The sequence below is a fragment of the Kineosporiaceae bacterium SCSIO 59966 genome (genome assembly GCA_020881835.1).
Lineage (GTDB): Bacteria > Actinomycetota > Actinomycetes > Actinomycetales > SCSIO-59966 > SCSIO-59966.
Genome location: CP052876.1, coordinates 1,644,500 through 1,659,595 on the forward strand (window position 1 = coordinate 1,644,500; position 15,096 = coordinate 1,659,595).

The following is a 15,096-nucleotide window of genomic DNA, read 5'->3' on the forward strand; positions in this document are numbered from 1 at the left end:
GATCACTGGTGAGCAGGCGCGAACGAAGTGCCGGGCACTCGGGATGCGATCGAATGACATCGACACCATCGCGGGCGCCGCATCATGGGAAAGGAGGGCTTCGCGACTGCTGAGCCTTCCGACGAGGAGTAGGTGCTGTTCATCACCGGCGCAACACTCGCCTGATCGTCGACTCGCTCACTCCGTACATCTCCATCAGATCGCGACGGGTCGCCCCGTCATCGAACCTGACTCGTGCCGATTTAGTGTGTCGGCCACTTGACACCTACAGCGTCGATGATCGTGCGGGCGGTGTCGGTGAGGGGGTCGCTGGCGGGATGTTCGTGTCCGGCGATGTTGACGGTGATCTGCTGCAGCGGGCGTAACGCCTGGATGATCTTCTTGAGGCTCATCCCGGTCGTGTTCTGCAGGTGACGGGCGACGGCGAGGGCGGCCATGACGACAGTGAGGTGGGCCTCGATCGCGTCGCGGTCGTGGTGGAACACCGGACGGGCCCGTAGGTCGCTCTTGCTCATGCGGAACGAGGCCTCGACCTGCCACAACGAGTGGTAGGAGTCGATGACCTCACTGGCCGCCATGAGCGTGGCGGGCACGTTGGTGATGTAGCCCTTCAACCCGACGAGCCGGCGGGCGCGGTCCAGGGCCGCCTGGTCGAGACTGACTGCGCCGTTCGCCGTCGTGACGAACCGGGGTGTGCGGGCGGCCTTCTCCCCGGAGACCACTGCCCTGGCCCTGTTCTCCTGCGCGGTGAGGGTCCTGCCGTCGCGGGCGGCTCGCTTGCTGGAGTACGACCACACTGCCCGCCACGACCGCTCGTGCACGGCCGGGTCCCACACGGGTTCGGCGCGCTTGGTGGTGTCGTTGCTGCTGCGGGCGGTGCCGGTGGACAAGCGTGGGGTGATCGTGTCGATGACCTGCCCATCGGTGAACGCGTCCCCGTGCCAGCGGAAGTGGGAGGCCAGGTCGACCGGCGCCTTGGTGACCCGCGAGCCGACGATGAACCGCAGGTTCGCCTCGTCCAGTTCCCGCAGGTTCGCCGCCGACAGCATCCCCGCGTCGGCGACGACGACCATGTCCGCGACCTGGTGGCGGGCCTGGAACTGCTGGATGATCGGCAGGATCGTGGTCGTCTCGGCCTTGTTGCCCTGAAAGCAGCCGACCTCGAGCGGGAACCCGGCCCGGTCCACGAGCAGCCCAACGACGATCTGCGGGTCCACGCGGCGTTCCTTGGAGTACCCGACCCGCCGCAGGTCGTCCTCCTTCTCAGCCTCGAAGTACAAGGTGGTGACGTCGTACAGCACCAGCGACAGATCACCGTGGACACTGGCGTGCTCGAAGCACGCCCTGGCGATCTGGTCCCGGTACCCACGCTCCTGGCAGCGGGCCAGCGACCGGAACATCGTGCGCAGCGAGGCGTGAGCGACCCCCAGCTCGTCCAGGACACGCACAGAGTCGGCCTTGCTGGTCGGCTCGACCAGCCGGGCCAGCACCAGCTGCTTGAACGCCTCGTCCCCGAGCGCGTCGAACCCCAACCGCGCGTACGTGCTGACCAGGACGTGCCACAGCAGGGCACTGGACCGGCTGGTGATGACCGCCTGACCAGCGGGCACCGACCCACCGCTGAGGTCCAGTTCGCCCTGACCCGGGCGGATCTTGCGGCGGGCGACCTCCAGCAGCGCCGTCAGCTCCTGCGCCGTGCGCGCCGACCCCACGTGCTCCAGCACCCGGTCACGCCCGCCCGCCCGCTCAGCGATCTGCACCGCCGTCGCCCCCGACCCCGTCCGCACCTTCCGAACGAACACCACCCGGCGACACTACCCACCGATTAGTGTGTCGCAGCCCCCCTACTCAACCCTCTGACCAGCAGCGATCCCCCCGCACCCACCAGATCCCGGAGAAGTGGCACGAGTCAGGTGATCGTCGACTCGCTCACTCCGTACATCTCCATCAGATCGCGACGGGTCGCCCCGTCATCGAACAGGCGTCGCGCCTCTGCCTTCTGTTCCTCGCTGAGGGCTGCACGCTTCGCCTTGACAGTGAGGTCGAACCCTGCGCGGCGGAGCGTGTCGCGGACGGTGTTGCGTCGCACGTTGTACCGCTCGGCAAGCTCGTACGTCGAGGCGCCGGCCTCGTAGTCCTCGATCAGGAGCTTGACGACTGACCTGTGAAGGGCGTTCTGCTGGGGGAGCGGGCGGTTGTCGACCTCTCGTGTCGACTCGCGCGCCGTGGTCAGGAGTTCGGCCAGTTCCGCGGTTTTCCGGGCTTGTTGGCAGTAGTTTCGCAGCAGCCCGACGTTGTGGCGTGAGGTCCCCGCCTGCCCCGCTCCCCCTTCCCACGTCATGCGGCCTGGACGTGGCTGCGACCCCCGCCGAAGGCACCTCAAGGCCGCATGACGTGAGGTGGTCAGCGCGCGGGACGGCCGCGCCGCTTCTCCCGCACCCGCACGGACACCTCGATCGGCGTCCCGGTGAACCCGAACGTCTCACGCAGCCGGCGCTCGATGAAGCGGCGGTACCCCGCCTCGAGGAAGCCGGAGGCGAAGATCACGAACCGGGGCGGCCGGGTGGCGGCCTGGGTGGCGAACAGGATCCGCGGCTGCTTGCCACCACGGACCGGGTGCGGGTGCGCCGCCACGAGCTCACCGAGGAACGCGTTGAGCCGGCCGGTGGGGACCCGGGCGTCCCACGACTCCAGCGCCGTGTCGAGCGCCGGCACCAGCCGCTCGACGTGCCGCCCCGTCCGGGCCGAGACGTTGACCCGCGGCGCCCACTGCACCTGGACGAGGTCCCGCTCGATCTCCCGCTCCAGGTAGCGACGGCGCTCGTCGTCGAGCAGGTCCCACTTGTTGTAGGCGATGACCAGCGCCCGGCCCGCCTCGACGACCATCGAGATGATCCGGGTGTCCTGCTCGGTCAGGGTCTCGCTGGCGTCGATGAGGACGACGGCCACCTCGGCCTTCTCCAGCGCGGCCTGGGTGCGCAGCGAGGCGTAGAAGTCTGCGCCGCGGGTCTGGTGCACCCGGCGGCGGATGCCGGCGGTGTCGACGAGCTGCCACGTGCGCCCACCGAGCTCGACGAGCTCGTCGACCGGGTCCCGGGTGGTGCCCGCGGTGGCGTCGACGACGACCCGCTCGCTGCCGGCGAGGCGGTTGAGCAGACTGGACTTGCCGACGTTCGGCCTGCCGACGAGGGCCACCCGCCGCGGCCCCCCGGCGACCGGACCCAGCCGCTCGCGCGGGGTCTGCGGCAGAACCTCCAGGACGGCGTCCAGCAGGTCCCCCGAGCCGCGCCCGTGCAGGGCGGAGACCGGGTGCGGCAGCCCGAGGCCGAGCGACCACAGCGAGGCGGCCTCCAGCTCCCCGCGCTCGTCGTCCACCTTGTTGGCCACCAGCAGCACGGGCTTGCCGCTGCGGCGCAGCAGCCGGACCACGGACTCGTCGGTGCTCGTCGGCCCGACCGTGGCGTCGACGACGAACAGGACGGCGTCCGCCAGCTCGACGGCGATCTCCGCCTGCTCGGCAACCCGGGCGTCGAGGCCCGCGACGTCCACCTCCCAGCCTCCGGTGTCCATGACCGTGAAGCTGCGCCCGGCCCACGTCGCGGGGTAGGTCACCCGGTCCCGGGTGACCCCGGGGACGTCCTCGACGACGGCCTCCCGCCGTCCGAGGATGCGGTTGACCAGGGAGGACTTGCCGACGTTGGGACGCCCGACGACGGCGAGCACCGGCAGCGGGCCGGCGTCGCCGCCGGGCAGGTCCTCCGGTGCGGCCTCGAGCAGCGAGAGGTCGGACTCGTCGAGCTCGTAGTCCTCCAGCCCGGCGCGCAAGGCCTCTGTCGGGTCGACGGCATCGTTCCGGTCGGTCATCGTGGCTCCCCGGTGCGGTCGGCGACGACCTGGAGGACGGCGTCCACCGCCTGCTCGAGAGTGAGGGTCGAGGTGTCCACGGTGACGACCCCGTCGGCTGCTACGTGGAAGGTGGAGACGGTGGCGTCGTCGCGGTCGCGGCGCAGCACCTCGTCCCGGGTGGCAGCGAGCGCCTCCTGGGCGCTGTGGCCGTGCAGCTCGAGAGCGCGGCGGGTCAGTCGCGCCTCCTCGTCCGCGGTGAGCAGCACCCGCACGTCGGCCTGCGGCGCGACGACCGTGGTGATGTCCCGGCCCTCCGCGACGATGCCGGCCGGGGCGGCGGCGATGATCTCCTGCTGCCGGTGGACGAGCTCGGCACGGACGGCGAGGTTCGTGGCGACCAGGCTGACCTGCCGGGAGATCCGGCTCTCCCGGATGGCGGCGCCGACGTCCTGACCGTCGACGAGGACCCGGGGGTCGGCCGGGTCGGTCCCCATCCGCAGGGGCAGGCGGCGGGCCTCCTGCGCGACGGCCTCGACGTCGGTCAGGTCGATGCCCCGCTCGAGGCACCACCAGCACACCGCCCGGTACATCGCCCCGGTGTCGAGGTACGCCAGCCCGAGCCGGCGGGCCACCTCTCGGCTGACCGTCGACTTGCCCGAGCCGGACGGACCGTCGATCGCGACGACGATGCGGCGCTGCAGGGCGGGCACGTGCGACTCCTCGACGGTTCGGTGGGGGCTGTGCCGAGCCTAGTGGAGTACGCCCGCACCCCCCGCCCTTCGGCCTCCACCCCCCTCCCTCGTGATCATGCAATCCCGCCACCCTCGCCCCGCCCCCTCCCCTCGTGATCATGCAATCCCGCCACCCTCGTGAGGCGTGGTGCAGCTGTTCCACCAGCACAGGCAAGGGTGGCGGGATTGCATGATCACCGAAGGGGAGTATCCACGATCACCGAAGGGGCGCTGGGGGTGGCGGGATTGCATGATCACCAATAGGGGTGTTCGAGCGATCAGCGAGGGGAGGAGTGGACGACCCAGCCGCGGTGGCTCAGGGCGGTCTCGAGCCGCTCCCGGGCGGCGGGGACCACCGACAGCTCGGCCAGACCCACCGGCTGGCCCGGAGAGTGCTCCAGACGCAGGTCCTCGAGGTTGACCCCGATCTCCCCCATGTCGGAGAACAGCCGCCCGAGCTCACCAGGCCGGTCCGGGACGACGACCGTGACGACGGCGTACGGCGTGGGCGGCGCCCCGTGCTTGCCCGGAATGCGCGCGTGCCCGTCGTTGCCGGCAGCCACCACGGCGGCGAGCGCGGCACTCGCGCCGACCGCTGGGCCGCCGTCCCCCGCGGCAGCACCCGCGCCCTCGCCCGCCAGGCGGTCCAGGGCGTCCAGGACGACGTCGAGGTCGTCGCGCAGCGCACCGAGCACTCGGCGGACCGGGGCGGCGTTTCCCCCGAGGATCTGCACCCACAGCGCGGGGTCGCTGGCGGCGATCCGGGTGACGTCCCGCAGCCCCTGACCGGCCAGGGCGACGGCCTCGGCAGGGGCGTCGCGCAGCCGGGCCGCCACGAGGCTCGCCGCGACCTGCGGGACGTGCGAGACGACCGCGACGGCCTCGTCGTGCGCCGCCGCCGACAGCGCCACGGGGGTCGCGCCGAGGTCGGTGACGAGGTCCTCGACCCGGCGCACGGCGGCCGCCGTCGCACCCGGGACGACGACCCACGGCCGGCCGGCGAACAGGTCCGCGCGTGCGGCGACCGCGCCGCCGCGCTCGCGCCCCGCCAGGGGGTGACCGGGCACGTAGCGCGCCAGGTCACCGCCGCGGTCGGCTACCCGGCGCAGCGGACCGGACTTGACGCTCGCGACGTCGGTGACGACGGCGTCCGGCCAGCGCGCCAGCTCCTCGGCGACGACGTCCCCGGTGACGTCCGGCGGGGCGGCGACGACGACGAGGGCCGGCGGCGGGTCGTCGTCCGTGGCGGGTCGGCCCGCGCCGAGGTCACGGGCGAGAACCACGGCGGACGGCGAGGGGTCGGCGAGCAGGACGTCGACCCCCCGAGTCGCCAGGGCGAGGCCCACGGACGTGCCGAGCAGCCCGGTGCCGACGACGCGCACCGGTCCGCGGGTACGGGTGAGGCTCACGGGCCTACTGCGCGAGGTCCCGGCGCAGCACCTCGGCGCCGCGCAGGTAGACGTGCTGCACCTGGCTGCGGGGAACGTCCAGCTCCGCGTGCGCCATGAGCCGGACGACGCGGGGCAGGGCGCCGGGCACGTCGACCTCGACCGTGCACAGCAGCGGGACGTCGCCGAGGCCGAGCTCGCGGGCCGCCAGCGCGGGGAACTCGCTGCGCAGGTCGGCGGTGACGGTGAAGATGATCGAGATGAGGGCGTCCCGGTCGAGGCGGTTCGCCTCGAGCACCTGGGTGACCAGCTCGCGGGTGCGCTCGAGCAGGTGCTCGCGCTCGTCCACCTCGAGCTGGGTGGCCCCGCGGATGGCCCGCACCGCCATCGGTACCCCTCCTCGCGTCGTCCGCTGTCGGGACGAGCCTACCGACGCATCCACCTGCTGAGACGCCATGACCACCACCCGGACCACGGCGCCCCGCGCTCGCCGGCGTCCCTCACCGGCACACCGACGTCACAGCCCGGTGTCGAGCAGCAGGGCACTCAGCTCGGCCCGGGTCAGCGGCCGGGTGCTGCCGGGGCGCAGGTCCCCGAGCCGCACCGGGCCGACCTCGGTGCGCACCAGGCGTGTCACCGGGTGACCGACCTCGGCGAGCAGGCGGCGGACGACGTGCTTGCGGCCCTCGTGCAGGACCACCTCGACGAGGGTGCGCCCGCCGGCGGCGTCCACGACCCGGAAGGAGTCGACCGCGACCGGCCCGTCCTCGAGGTCGACCCCTGCCCGCAGCCGGCGGCCGACGTCCTTGGAGACCCGACCCTCGACCTCGGCCAGGTAGGTCTTGCGGACGCCGTAGGAGGGGTGCTGCAGCCGGTGGGCGAGCTCCCCGTCGTTGGTCAGCAGCAGCAGGCCCTCGGTGTCGGCGTCCAGACGGCCGACGTGGAACAACCGGTCCCCGCGATCACCGAGCAGGTCGGCCAGGCACGGCCGGCCCTGCGGGTCCTCCATCGTGGACAGCACGCCGCGCGGCTTGTTGAGGACCAGGTAGGTCCTCGACTCGTCCAGCTGGAGTCGCACCCCGTCGACCGTGATCACCGCCGTGGTGGGGTCGACCCGCACGCCGAGCTCGGTGACGACGTGGCCGTCCACGGTGACCCGGCCGGCCGCGATGAGCGCCTCGCAGGCCCGCCGGGAGCCGACCCCGGCGTGCGCGAGAACCTTCTGCAGCCGGACGCCGTCCGGGTCGTGGACGTCGACCGCGGGCTCGACCGGCTGGGCCGGCCCCGGACGACGAACCCGCTGCCTGGCCGGTCCGGCGGACGGCCGGCCGGTGGGCCGGCCGGGGCGCCCGCGGTGACCGCCTCGGCCCTGCCCGCGGCCGTCAGGCGGGCTCACCGCTCCTCTCCCGCCAGCTGTTCGAGGACGTCAGCGTCGGGCAGGTACGGGGCCAGCGGTGGCAGGTCGTCCACCGACGTCAGCCCCATCCGCTCGAGGAAGTAGCTCGTCGTCCGGTAGAGGACGGCGCCGCTGTCGGGGTCGTGGCCGGCCTCCTCGACCAGACCGCGACTGCTGAGGGTGCGCATCACGCCGTCGACGTTGACCCCCCGGATCGCAGACACTCGTGCCCTGGACACCGGCTGACGGTAGGCGACGACGGCGAGGGTCTCCAGAGCGGCCTGGGTGAGCCGGGCCGTCTGCCCGTCGCGGACGAACCGCTCGACCACCGGGGCGACGTCCGGCCGGCTGAAGATCCGCCAGCCCCCGGCGACCTCCCTCAGCTCGAAGCCGCGGTGCTGCTCGGCGTAGTCGGCGACGAGCTCGGCCAGGAGCGCCTCCACCCGCTCCACGGGCAGGACGAGAGCGGACGCCAGCTGGAGCACGGGCACCGGTTCGTCGACCACCATGAGGACGGCCTCCAGAGCAGCCCGCGCCCCGCCGGGGAGCACGTCGAGGTCGAGGCCCTCGGCCACCGGGTCGTCCTCCCCTGCCGTCCGGCTCGTCGACCCCTGTGCTGCCGCGTTCGCCGCGTCGCTGTGCGTGCCGGCGTCGGTCACGGTGCCACCTCCTGCTCGGCGTCCCGGCCGGCGAGCCGCACGCCGTCCGGGTCTGTCTGGTCGAACTCGTCGTCCACCTCGACGTCACCATCCTCGCTGCCCGTCCAGCGGACGCTGAGCTCCGCCAGGGCCTCGACCTGGTCGAACGCCACGGCGCCGTCGCGGAACAGCTCGAGCAGTGCGAGGAAGCGGGCGACGACGACCGTCGTCGAGGTGGCGTCGGCGACGAGCGCGCGAAAGGTGGTGCGACGGCTGCGACGCAACCGGTCGGCGAGGACCTGCGCCTGCTCCCGGACGCTGACCCGGGCACTGTGCAGGTGGGCCAGGCTGACCCCCTCCGGCTGCGGACGGGGTGCCAGCGCCCGCGCTGCCGCGGTGGCCAGCTGATCGGGCGTGGTGCTCATGACGAGCTCGGGCAGCAGGTTCGCCAGGTGCGGTTCGAGCGGCACCGAGCGGGGGTACCGGCGGCCCTCGGTGGCCAGGCGCTCCGCCAGGGAGGCGGCGACCTGCTTGAACGCCCGGTACTGCAGCAGCCGCGCGAAGAGCAGGTCGCGCGCCTCCAGCCGGGCGACGTCCTCGTCGTCGTCGACCTCGCCGGCGGGCAGCAGGCGGGCTGCCTTCAGGTCCAGCAGGGTCGCGGCGACGACGAGGAACTCGCTGGCCTGCCCGAGGTCCCAGCCGCCGTCGGCGGCCGAGCGGATGTGCGCGACGAACTCGTCGGTGACGGTTGCCAGGGCGATCTCGGTGATGTCGAGCTTGTGCTTGGCGATGAGGGACAGCAGCAGGTCGAACGGCCCGCTGAAGTTCTCCAGGTGGACCTCGAAGGAGCGTCCGGCGGGGCTGCCCGGCCCCTGCTCAGGCGGCGTCACCACGGGCGATGAGCTCGCGGGCGAGCTGCCGGTAGGACTCGGCCGCCGGATGGCCCGGCGCGTACGAGGTGATCGGCTCCGCGGCGACGGACGCGTCCGGGAACTTCACCGTGCGGGCGATGACGGTGTGGAAGACCCGGTCGCCGAACGCCTCCACGACCCGGGCGACGACCTCCCTGCTGTGCAGCGTGCGCGAGTCGTACATCGTGGCGAGGATGCCGTCGATCTGCAGCGCGGGGTTCAGCCGGTCCTGGACCTTCTCGATGGTCTCCACCAGCAGCGCCACCCCGCGCAGGGCGAAGAACTCGCACTCCAGGGGGATGACGACGCCGTGGGCGGCGGTCAGCGCGTTGACGGTCAGCAGGCCCAGGGAGGGCTGGCAGTCGATGAGGACGACGTCGTAGTCGTCGGCCACCGGGCGCAGCACCCGGGCGAGCACCGTCTCGCGGGCCACCTCGCCGACGAGCTGAACCTCCGCCGCGGACAGGTCGATGTTCGCCGGCAGCAGGTCGAGTCCGGCGACCGCGGTGGGACGGATGACCTCCCGGACGTCGCTGGAGCGCTCCATGAGCAGGTTGTAGATGGTCCGGTCGAGCTCGTGCGGGTTCACCCCGAGCCCCACCGACAGTGCGCCCTGGGGGTCGAAGTCGACGAGGAGCACCCGGCGGCCGTACTCGGCCAGGGCAGCACCCAGGTTGATGGTCGTCGTCGTCTTGCCGACGCCGCCCTTCTGGTTGCACATCGCGATGATCCGAGCTGGACCGTGCCCCGCCAGCGGGGCGGGTTCGGGGAAGGCGGGCAGTGGGCGGCCGGTCGGGCCGACCGTCTCCCCGGCAGGCACCACGGTGGTGTCACTGCTGCTCACAGGTGCTCTCGTCTCCTGCTCGGACGGCGGTCAGATCGCAGCGACCCTACCCCAGCAGCACCGCGGGTCAGCGGGCCCGCGGGTGCGCGGCGGCGTACACCTCGCGCAGGGTGTCGACGGTGACGAGCGTGTAGACCTGCGTGGTCGTCACCGAGGCGTGGCCGAGGAGCTCCTGGACCACCCGGACGTCGGCGCCGCCCTCGAGCAGGTGGGTCGCGAAGGAGTGCCGCAGGGTGTGCGGGGAGACGTGCTCGGACAGCCCGGCCCGCTGAGCGGCCGAGCGCAGCACCGCCCACGCGCTCTGGCGCGACAGCCGTCCGCCCCGGCTGTTGAGGAAGACCGCCGGGGTCCCCCGCCCGGCCCGGGCCAGCACCGGGCGGGACCGGACGAGGTAGGCCTCGAGCGCCTGCACGGCGTAGGACCCGAGCGGCACCAGCCGCTCCTTGCCGCCCTTGCCGACGAGCCGCACGGCGGCGCCGACGCCCCCGTCGTCCCCGGTGAGCACGTCGTCGACGTCGAGCCCGACGGCCTCACTGATCCGGGCGCCGGAGCCGTAGAGCAGCTCGAGCAGCGCCCGGTCCCGCAGCGCGGCGGCGGTGTCGCCGACGGACGCGGCCTCGAGCAGCCGGGTGACCGCGGCGACGCTGATGGCCTTGGGCAGCCGCTTGGGCGGTGTCGGCGGGCGGACGTCCCGGGCCGGGTCGGCGACCGTCGTCCCCTCGAGGGCGAGAAAGCGGTGCAGGCCGCGCACGGCGACGACGGTGCGCGCCGCCGACGCGGCGGACAGCGCCGGGCGGCCGTCCTGCCCGGTGCGGATGGTGGCGAGGAAGTCGCTGACGTCCTGGGCCACGACGTCGCCGGGGTCACGCCGGCCCTGTCCCTCCAGGAACGCCACGTACCGCTCGAGGTCCCGGCGGTAGGCACCGAGGGTGTTCACCGACAGTCCGCGCTCAACGGTGAGGTGCTCGAGGTAGCCGGCCACCGCGCGGGCCAGGCCGCTCGGTGGTGCTGGCCGCCGCGGGCTCGTCAGGAGAGCACCTCGGCCAGCGGGACGGCGTCCAGCCCGTGGGCCTCCGCGACCGGGGCGTACGTCACCGCCCCGGCGTGGGTGTTGAGCCCGAGGGACAGCGGCTCGTCGTCGCGCATCGCCTGCTGCCAGCCCTTGTCGGCCAGCTCCAGGGCGTACGGCAAGGTGACGTTCGTCAAGGCGTAGGTGGAGGTGTGCGGGACGGCGCCGGGCATGTTCGCGACGCAGTAGAAGACCGAGTCGTGCACCCGGTAGGTGGGTTCCGCGTGCGTGGTCGGGCGGGAGTCCTCGAAGCAGCCGCCCTGGTCGATGGAGATGTCGACGAGCACGCTGCCGGGCTTCATCCGGGAGACCAGCTCGGTGCTGACCAGCTTGGGTGCCCTGGCGCCCGGGACGAGGACCGCGCCGATGACGACGTCGGCGTCCAGGACGGCCCGCTCGATCTCGTAGGTGTTGCTCGCGACCGTCTGGCAGTGCCCCTGGTAGATCGCGTCCACCTGGCGCAGCCGGGCGACGTTCTTGTCGAGCAGGAGCACCTCGGCCTGCATACCGAGCGCGATGGCGGCCGCGTTGAACCCGGCCACGCCGGCTCCGATGACGACGACCTTGGCGGCGTAGGTGCCCGGCACACCGCCCATGAGGACCCCGCGGCCGCCCTGGGCGCGCATGAGGGTGTGCGCGCCGACCTGCGGGGCGAGCCGGCCGGCGACCTCGCTCATCGGGGCGAGCAGCGGCAGCGAGTGGTCCGGCAGCTCCACGGTCTCGTAGGCGATGGCGGTCACCTTGCGCTCGACGAGCTCGGTGGTGAGCCGGGCGTCGGCGGCCAGGTGCAGGTAGGTGAAGAGAGTCTGCCCCTCGCGCATCCGGTGGTACTCCGACGCCACCGGCTCCTTGACCTTGAGCACGAGGTCGGCCTCGGCCCACACGTCGTCGGGTGAGTCCAGGATCTGGGCTCCCGCGCCGGCGAAGTCCTCGTCGGAGATCGAGGACCCGGTCCCGGCGTCCGTCTCGACGTACACCTGGTGACCGTGGCGGACCAGCTCGTGGACGCCGGAGGGGGTGGCGGCCACCCGGTACTCGTTGTTCTTGACCTCGCGCGGGATGCCGATCTTCACGAGCCGTCACTCTAGTGTCATCTGCGTCACCTCCCGCCACGTCCGCGCTCGGCGGTCCGTCAGCCGACCACCCTCGGTGGTCAGTCGACAATCCCCCCTCGTGATCATGCAATCCCGCCACCCACCCGCTCGCAGAATGCTGGGTTGTGGGCGCGACACGCCGGCCAGGCCGTGCTGAGCGCAGCATTCTGTGGTGGAGGCGCGCCACCCGACGTGAGGCTGACATGGCAACCAAGACCACCTCGGAGGGTGGCGGGATTGCATGATCACCGAGGGGTGGGGCTCGGAGGGTGGCGGGATTGCATGATCACGGCGAGGGGAGGGTGTGGGGGTGGGGAGGGTGGGGATGGGGAGCCGGCAGCGTGACCGCCGTGGGCACAGCGACCGGTCAGGACCGGTGGAGGGCGAGTACCCGATCGACACCGGCACGGTTCGCCTGACCCGCGACGGCGCCGACCCTGACGCATGGACGGTCTGGGTCAACGGGGTGCCGAGCTCGCCGGTCAACCTGCGCGACCCGACAGTCCTGGAGTTCGAGTACCTGCAGTGGATGGCGGACGTCGTCGAGGTCGCGGCCGCGCCGGCTCCCCAGCCGCTCGACGTCGTCCACCTCGGCGGCGGCGGGTGCGCCCTGGCCCGGCACCTGGACGCCGTCCGGCCGGGGTCCCGGCAGGTCGTCGTCGAGCTGGACGCCGAGCTGAACCGGCTCGTCCGAGGCTGGTTCGGCCTGCCCCGCTCCCCTCGCCTGCGGCTGCAGTCCGGGGACGCCCGAGAGGGCCTGGCGAGGCGTCCGGACGCCAGCGCGGACGTCGTCGTCCGGGACGTGTTCGCGGGCGCGAGGACTCCCTCGCACCTGACGACGGCCGAGTTCGTGGCCTGCGTCGCCCGGGTGCTGCGCCCGGGCGCGGTCTACCTCGCGAACATCGCCGACCCCGGGGCCCTGGAGGAGCTGCGCGTCGAGATCGCTTCGGCGACAGCCGTTTTCGAGTCCGTCGCCGTGCTTGCCGAACCGGCGGCGCTACGGCGCCGGCGGTGGGCGAACGCCGTCCTCATCGGGTCGCACGTCCCCCTGCCGGTCGCAGCCCTCGCGCGTCGGGCGGCGTCCGGGGCGGTGCGGGCCCGACTGGTGCACGGGGACGCCCTGGTCCAGCTGCGGGCCGGCGCCCGGCCGCGGCACGACCCGCAGTGAGCGCGCCGCGGCCGGCTCTGTCTCACAGGCCGGCGAGCACCTCGGTGAGGTCGTCCAGGCCCAGGGAGCCGGCCGACAGGGCCGCCATGTGCCAGGCCTTGAGGTCAAAGCCGTCGCCCCGGCGGCGGCGAGCCTCCTCCCGCCCCGCGAGCCACGCGCGCTCCCCCAGCTTGTAGCTGATCGCCTGCCCGGGCCAGCCCAGGTACCGGACGACCTCACTGTCGATGAAGGCGGCCTCACGCCCGCTGTGGGCTCCGAAGAACTCCCTGGCCAGCTCCGGCGTCCAGGTCTCCCCGGGGTGGAACGTGGAGTCCTCCGGCACGCTGAGCCGCAGGTGCATGCCGATGTCGATGACGACCCGGACGGCGCGCATCATCTGCGCGTCGAGGTAGCCAAGCCGGGCGCCCGGGTCGGCGAGGTAGCCGAGCTCGTCCATAAGGCGTTCGGCGTACAGGGCCCATCCCTCGGTGTTCGCGCTGACCGATCCCACCGTCGTCTGGTAGGTGGACAGCTGTGGCGCCACGTAGGCCCACTGCGCCAGCTGCAGGTGGTGGCCCGGAACTCCCTCGTGGTACCAGGTCGAGACCAGGTTCCACAGCGGGAACCGGTTCTGCCCCAAGGTCGGCAGCCAGGTACGGCCCGGCCGGGAGAAGTCGAGGGTGGGGCGGGTGTAGTACGGCGCGGCAGCGCTGCCCGGTGGGGCGATGCGGGCCTCGACGACCTTCACCGGGTCCGCGATGTCGAAGTGCGTCCCGTCGAGGTCGGCGACGGCGCCGTCGAGCATCTGCTGCAACCGCTCCCGGACCGCCTCGACGCCCTCCACCGCCTCGCCCTCGGCGTCCAGGTGCCGCATCGCCTCGAGCGGTGTGGCGCCGGGTAGAACGCGCTCGGCCTCCTCGCGAATCTCGGCGTCCAGGCGCAGGTACTCCTGCCACCCCCAGCGGTAGGCCTCCTCGAGGTCGAGGTCGGCACCGGTGGACAGCCGCGCGAGCAGTCGGTAGCGCTCGGCGCCGACGGCGTCCGGGGTGCCCTCGGTGGCCGGCAGGTACTCGTGCAGCAGGACCCCCCGCAGGTCGGCGGTGGCCCGGTTGGCCGACTCGGCGGCGCGCGTCAGGTCGCTCCGCAGGCTCGCGGGGAGGTCGGCGGGCGCCTCCTCGACGAACCCGGTGAACCAGCCACGACCGCCGGCCGCCTCCAGCCAGTCCCCGAGCTGGTCGGCGAGCGTGCGCACCTGCCGGGGCGCGGCGTACAGACCACGCCGGCCTCCTGCGCGCAGCGACTCGACGTACCCGGCGAAGGACTCGTCGACCCGGGACATCCGCCGGGCGATGACTGCCCAGTCCTCCGGTGTGCGCGCCGGCATCATCGAGAACAGCTGCCGCACCGCCTGGGGCGGTCCGAAGATGTTGCGCACCTGGCGCAGGTGCTCACCAGCAGCACTGACGGCGAGCTGGGCCTCGAGCCGCTCCCGCAGCAGCCGGGCGGCCCGCGCCTCCAGGGGGTCCTCGGCCGCGCCGGCGGCCTCGGCCGCCGCGAGCCGTCCGAGTGCCCGGCGGGCGGCGTCGTCCTTGGCGTCCTGGGCCTGCGGCGACAGGTCGGGGGCCCGGTCGTCGCCGGGACGTCGTCCGAGGGAGGTGGCGACCAGCGGGTCGAGCTCGACGAGCTCGTCGACGTAGGCGTCGGCGACGGCCCGCGGGGTCCGCGGGCCGTCGTCCTGTGGGCCGCCGTCCTGTGGCCCGGTGCTGGGGCCCGTGCTTCCGCTCGGCCCGGTCGTGATGGGTGGCATGTCCTCATCGTGCCGGAGCCAGTCGCCGGAGCGCTCGTCGAGTCACGATCACCCGTGTGCGGCGATATGTCGATGTCCGCGGTGATTGGCCGTTCTCGTCAGGGCACCCGACCCTGCGGTCACCGCGCACGTGACCGGATTGTTACGCCGATGTTGACGAGTCTGCTTGCCGCTCACGGCCCTGGGGAGTTGGCTCGTGACGCACTGTGCGGCAACCCCGCCGCA

Annotated in this window: 14 protein-coding genes; 1 reads left to right on the forward strand and 13 read right to left on the reverse strand. The window is 73.0% G+C overall.

Going from position 1 to position 15,096, the window contains the following annotated elements:
- Positions 1 to 142 precede the first annotated feature (142 nt).
- The 12 genes from HJG43_07775 to xerD all read right to left on the reverse strand — a co-directional run bounded on the left by HJG43_07775 (position 143) and on the right by xerD (position 12,083).
- On the reverse strand, positions 143 to 265 hold the full coding sequence (locus HJG43_07775) for a hypothetical protein (protein ID UER54453.1): 123 nt from the start codon (positions 263 to 265) through the stop codon (positions 143 to 145).
- On the reverse strand, positions 243 to 1,805 hold the full coding sequence (locus tag HJG43_07780; protein ID UER54454.1) for an IS1634 family transposase: 1,563 nt from the start codon (positions 1,803 to 1,805) through the stop codon (positions 243 to 245). Before HJG43_07780 ends, HJG43_07775 begins: the two co-directional genes overlap by 23 nt.
- A 104-nt stretch (positions 1,806 to 1,909) precedes the next feature.
- Positions 1,910 to 2,341, reverse strand: a complete 432-nt coding sequence (locus HJG43_07785; GenBank protein UER54455.1) for a hypothetical protein — start codon at positions 2,339 to 2,341, stop codon at positions 1,910 to 1,912.
- A gap of 62 nt (positions 2,342 to 2,403) precedes the next feature.
- Entirely contained in the window at positions 2,404 to 3,864 is a 1,461-nt protein-coding gene (gene der, locus HJG43_07790) for a ribosome biogenesis GTPase Der (GenBank protein UER54456.1), read from the reverse strand.
- Entirely contained in the window at positions 3,861 to 4,547 is a 687-nt protein-coding gene (cmk, locus tag HJG43_07795) for a (d)CMP kinase (GenBank protein ID UER55814.1), read from the reverse strand. Before cmk ends, der begins: the two co-directional genes overlap by 4 nt.
- A gap of 308 nt (positions 4,548 to 4,855) precedes the next feature.
- The gene (locus HJG43_07800; protein UER54457.1) at positions 4,856 to 5,986 is read right to left on the reverse strand and encodes a prephenate dehydrogenase; all 1,131 of its coding nucleotides are present in this window, start codon (positions 5,984 to 5,986) and stop codon (positions 4,856 to 4,858) included.
- 4 nt (positions 5,987 to 5,990) lie between these two features.
- Entirely contained in the window at positions 5,991 to 6,353 is a 363-nt protein-coding gene (aroH, locus tag HJG43_07805; GenBank protein ID UER54458.1) for a chorismate mutase, read from the reverse strand.
- A 129-nt stretch (positions 6,354 to 6,482) separates the two neighbouring features.
- A complete protein-coding gene (locus HJG43_07810) occupies positions 6,483 to 7,361 on the reverse strand; it encodes an rRNA pseudouridine synthase (protein ID UER54459.1) in 879 nt (292 codons plus the stop codon).
- Entirely contained in the window at positions 7,358 to 8,020 is a 663-nt protein-coding gene (gene scpB / locus HJG43_07815) for an SMC-Scp complex subunit ScpB (protein ID UER54460.1), read from the reverse strand. Before scpB ends, HJG43_07810 begins: the two co-directional genes overlap by 4 nt.
- Positions 8,017 to 8,892 (reverse strand): segregation/condensation protein A, encoded by an 876-nt coding sequence (locus HJG43_07820; GenBank protein UER54461.1) that lies wholly within the window; start codon positions 8,890 to 8,892, stop codon positions 8,017 to 8,019. The genes scpB and HJG43_07820 overlap by 4 nt, the downstream gene beginning before the upstream one ends.
- Entirely contained in the window at positions 8,876 to 9,631 is a 756-nt protein-coding gene (locus tag HJG43_07825) for a ParA family protein (GenBank protein ID UER55815.1), read from the reverse strand. Before HJG43_07825 ends, HJG43_07820 begins: the two co-directional genes overlap by 17 nt.
- A gap of 190 nt (positions 9,632 to 9,821) precedes the next feature.
- On the reverse strand, positions 9,822 to 12,083 hold the full coding sequence (xerD, locus tag HJG43_07830; protein ID UER55816.1) for a site-specific tyrosine recombinase XerD: 2,262 nt from the start codon (positions 12,081 to 12,083) through the stop codon (positions 9,822 to 9,824).
- A gap of 210 nt (positions 12,084 to 12,293) precedes the next feature.
- Here xerD and HJG43_07835 point away from each other — a divergent pair, with 210 nt between their 5' ends.
- Positions 12,294 to 13,085 (forward strand): fused MFS/spermidine synthase, encoded by a 792-nt coding sequence (locus HJG43_07835; protein ID UER54462.1) that lies wholly within the window; start codon positions 12,294 to 12,296, stop codon positions 13,083 to 13,085.
- 22 nt (positions 13,086 to 13,107) lie between these two features.
- On the opposite strand, the gene HJG43_07840 is transcribed toward HJG43_07835, so the two are convergent.
- Positions 13,108 to 14,871: a DUF885 domain-containing protein gene (locus tag HJG43_07840; protein UER54463.1), complete on the reverse strand. Its 1,764-nt coding sequence runs from the start codon at positions 14,869 to 14,871 to the stop codon at positions 13,108 to 13,110.
- Positions 14,872 to 15,096 lie beyond the last annotated feature (225 nt).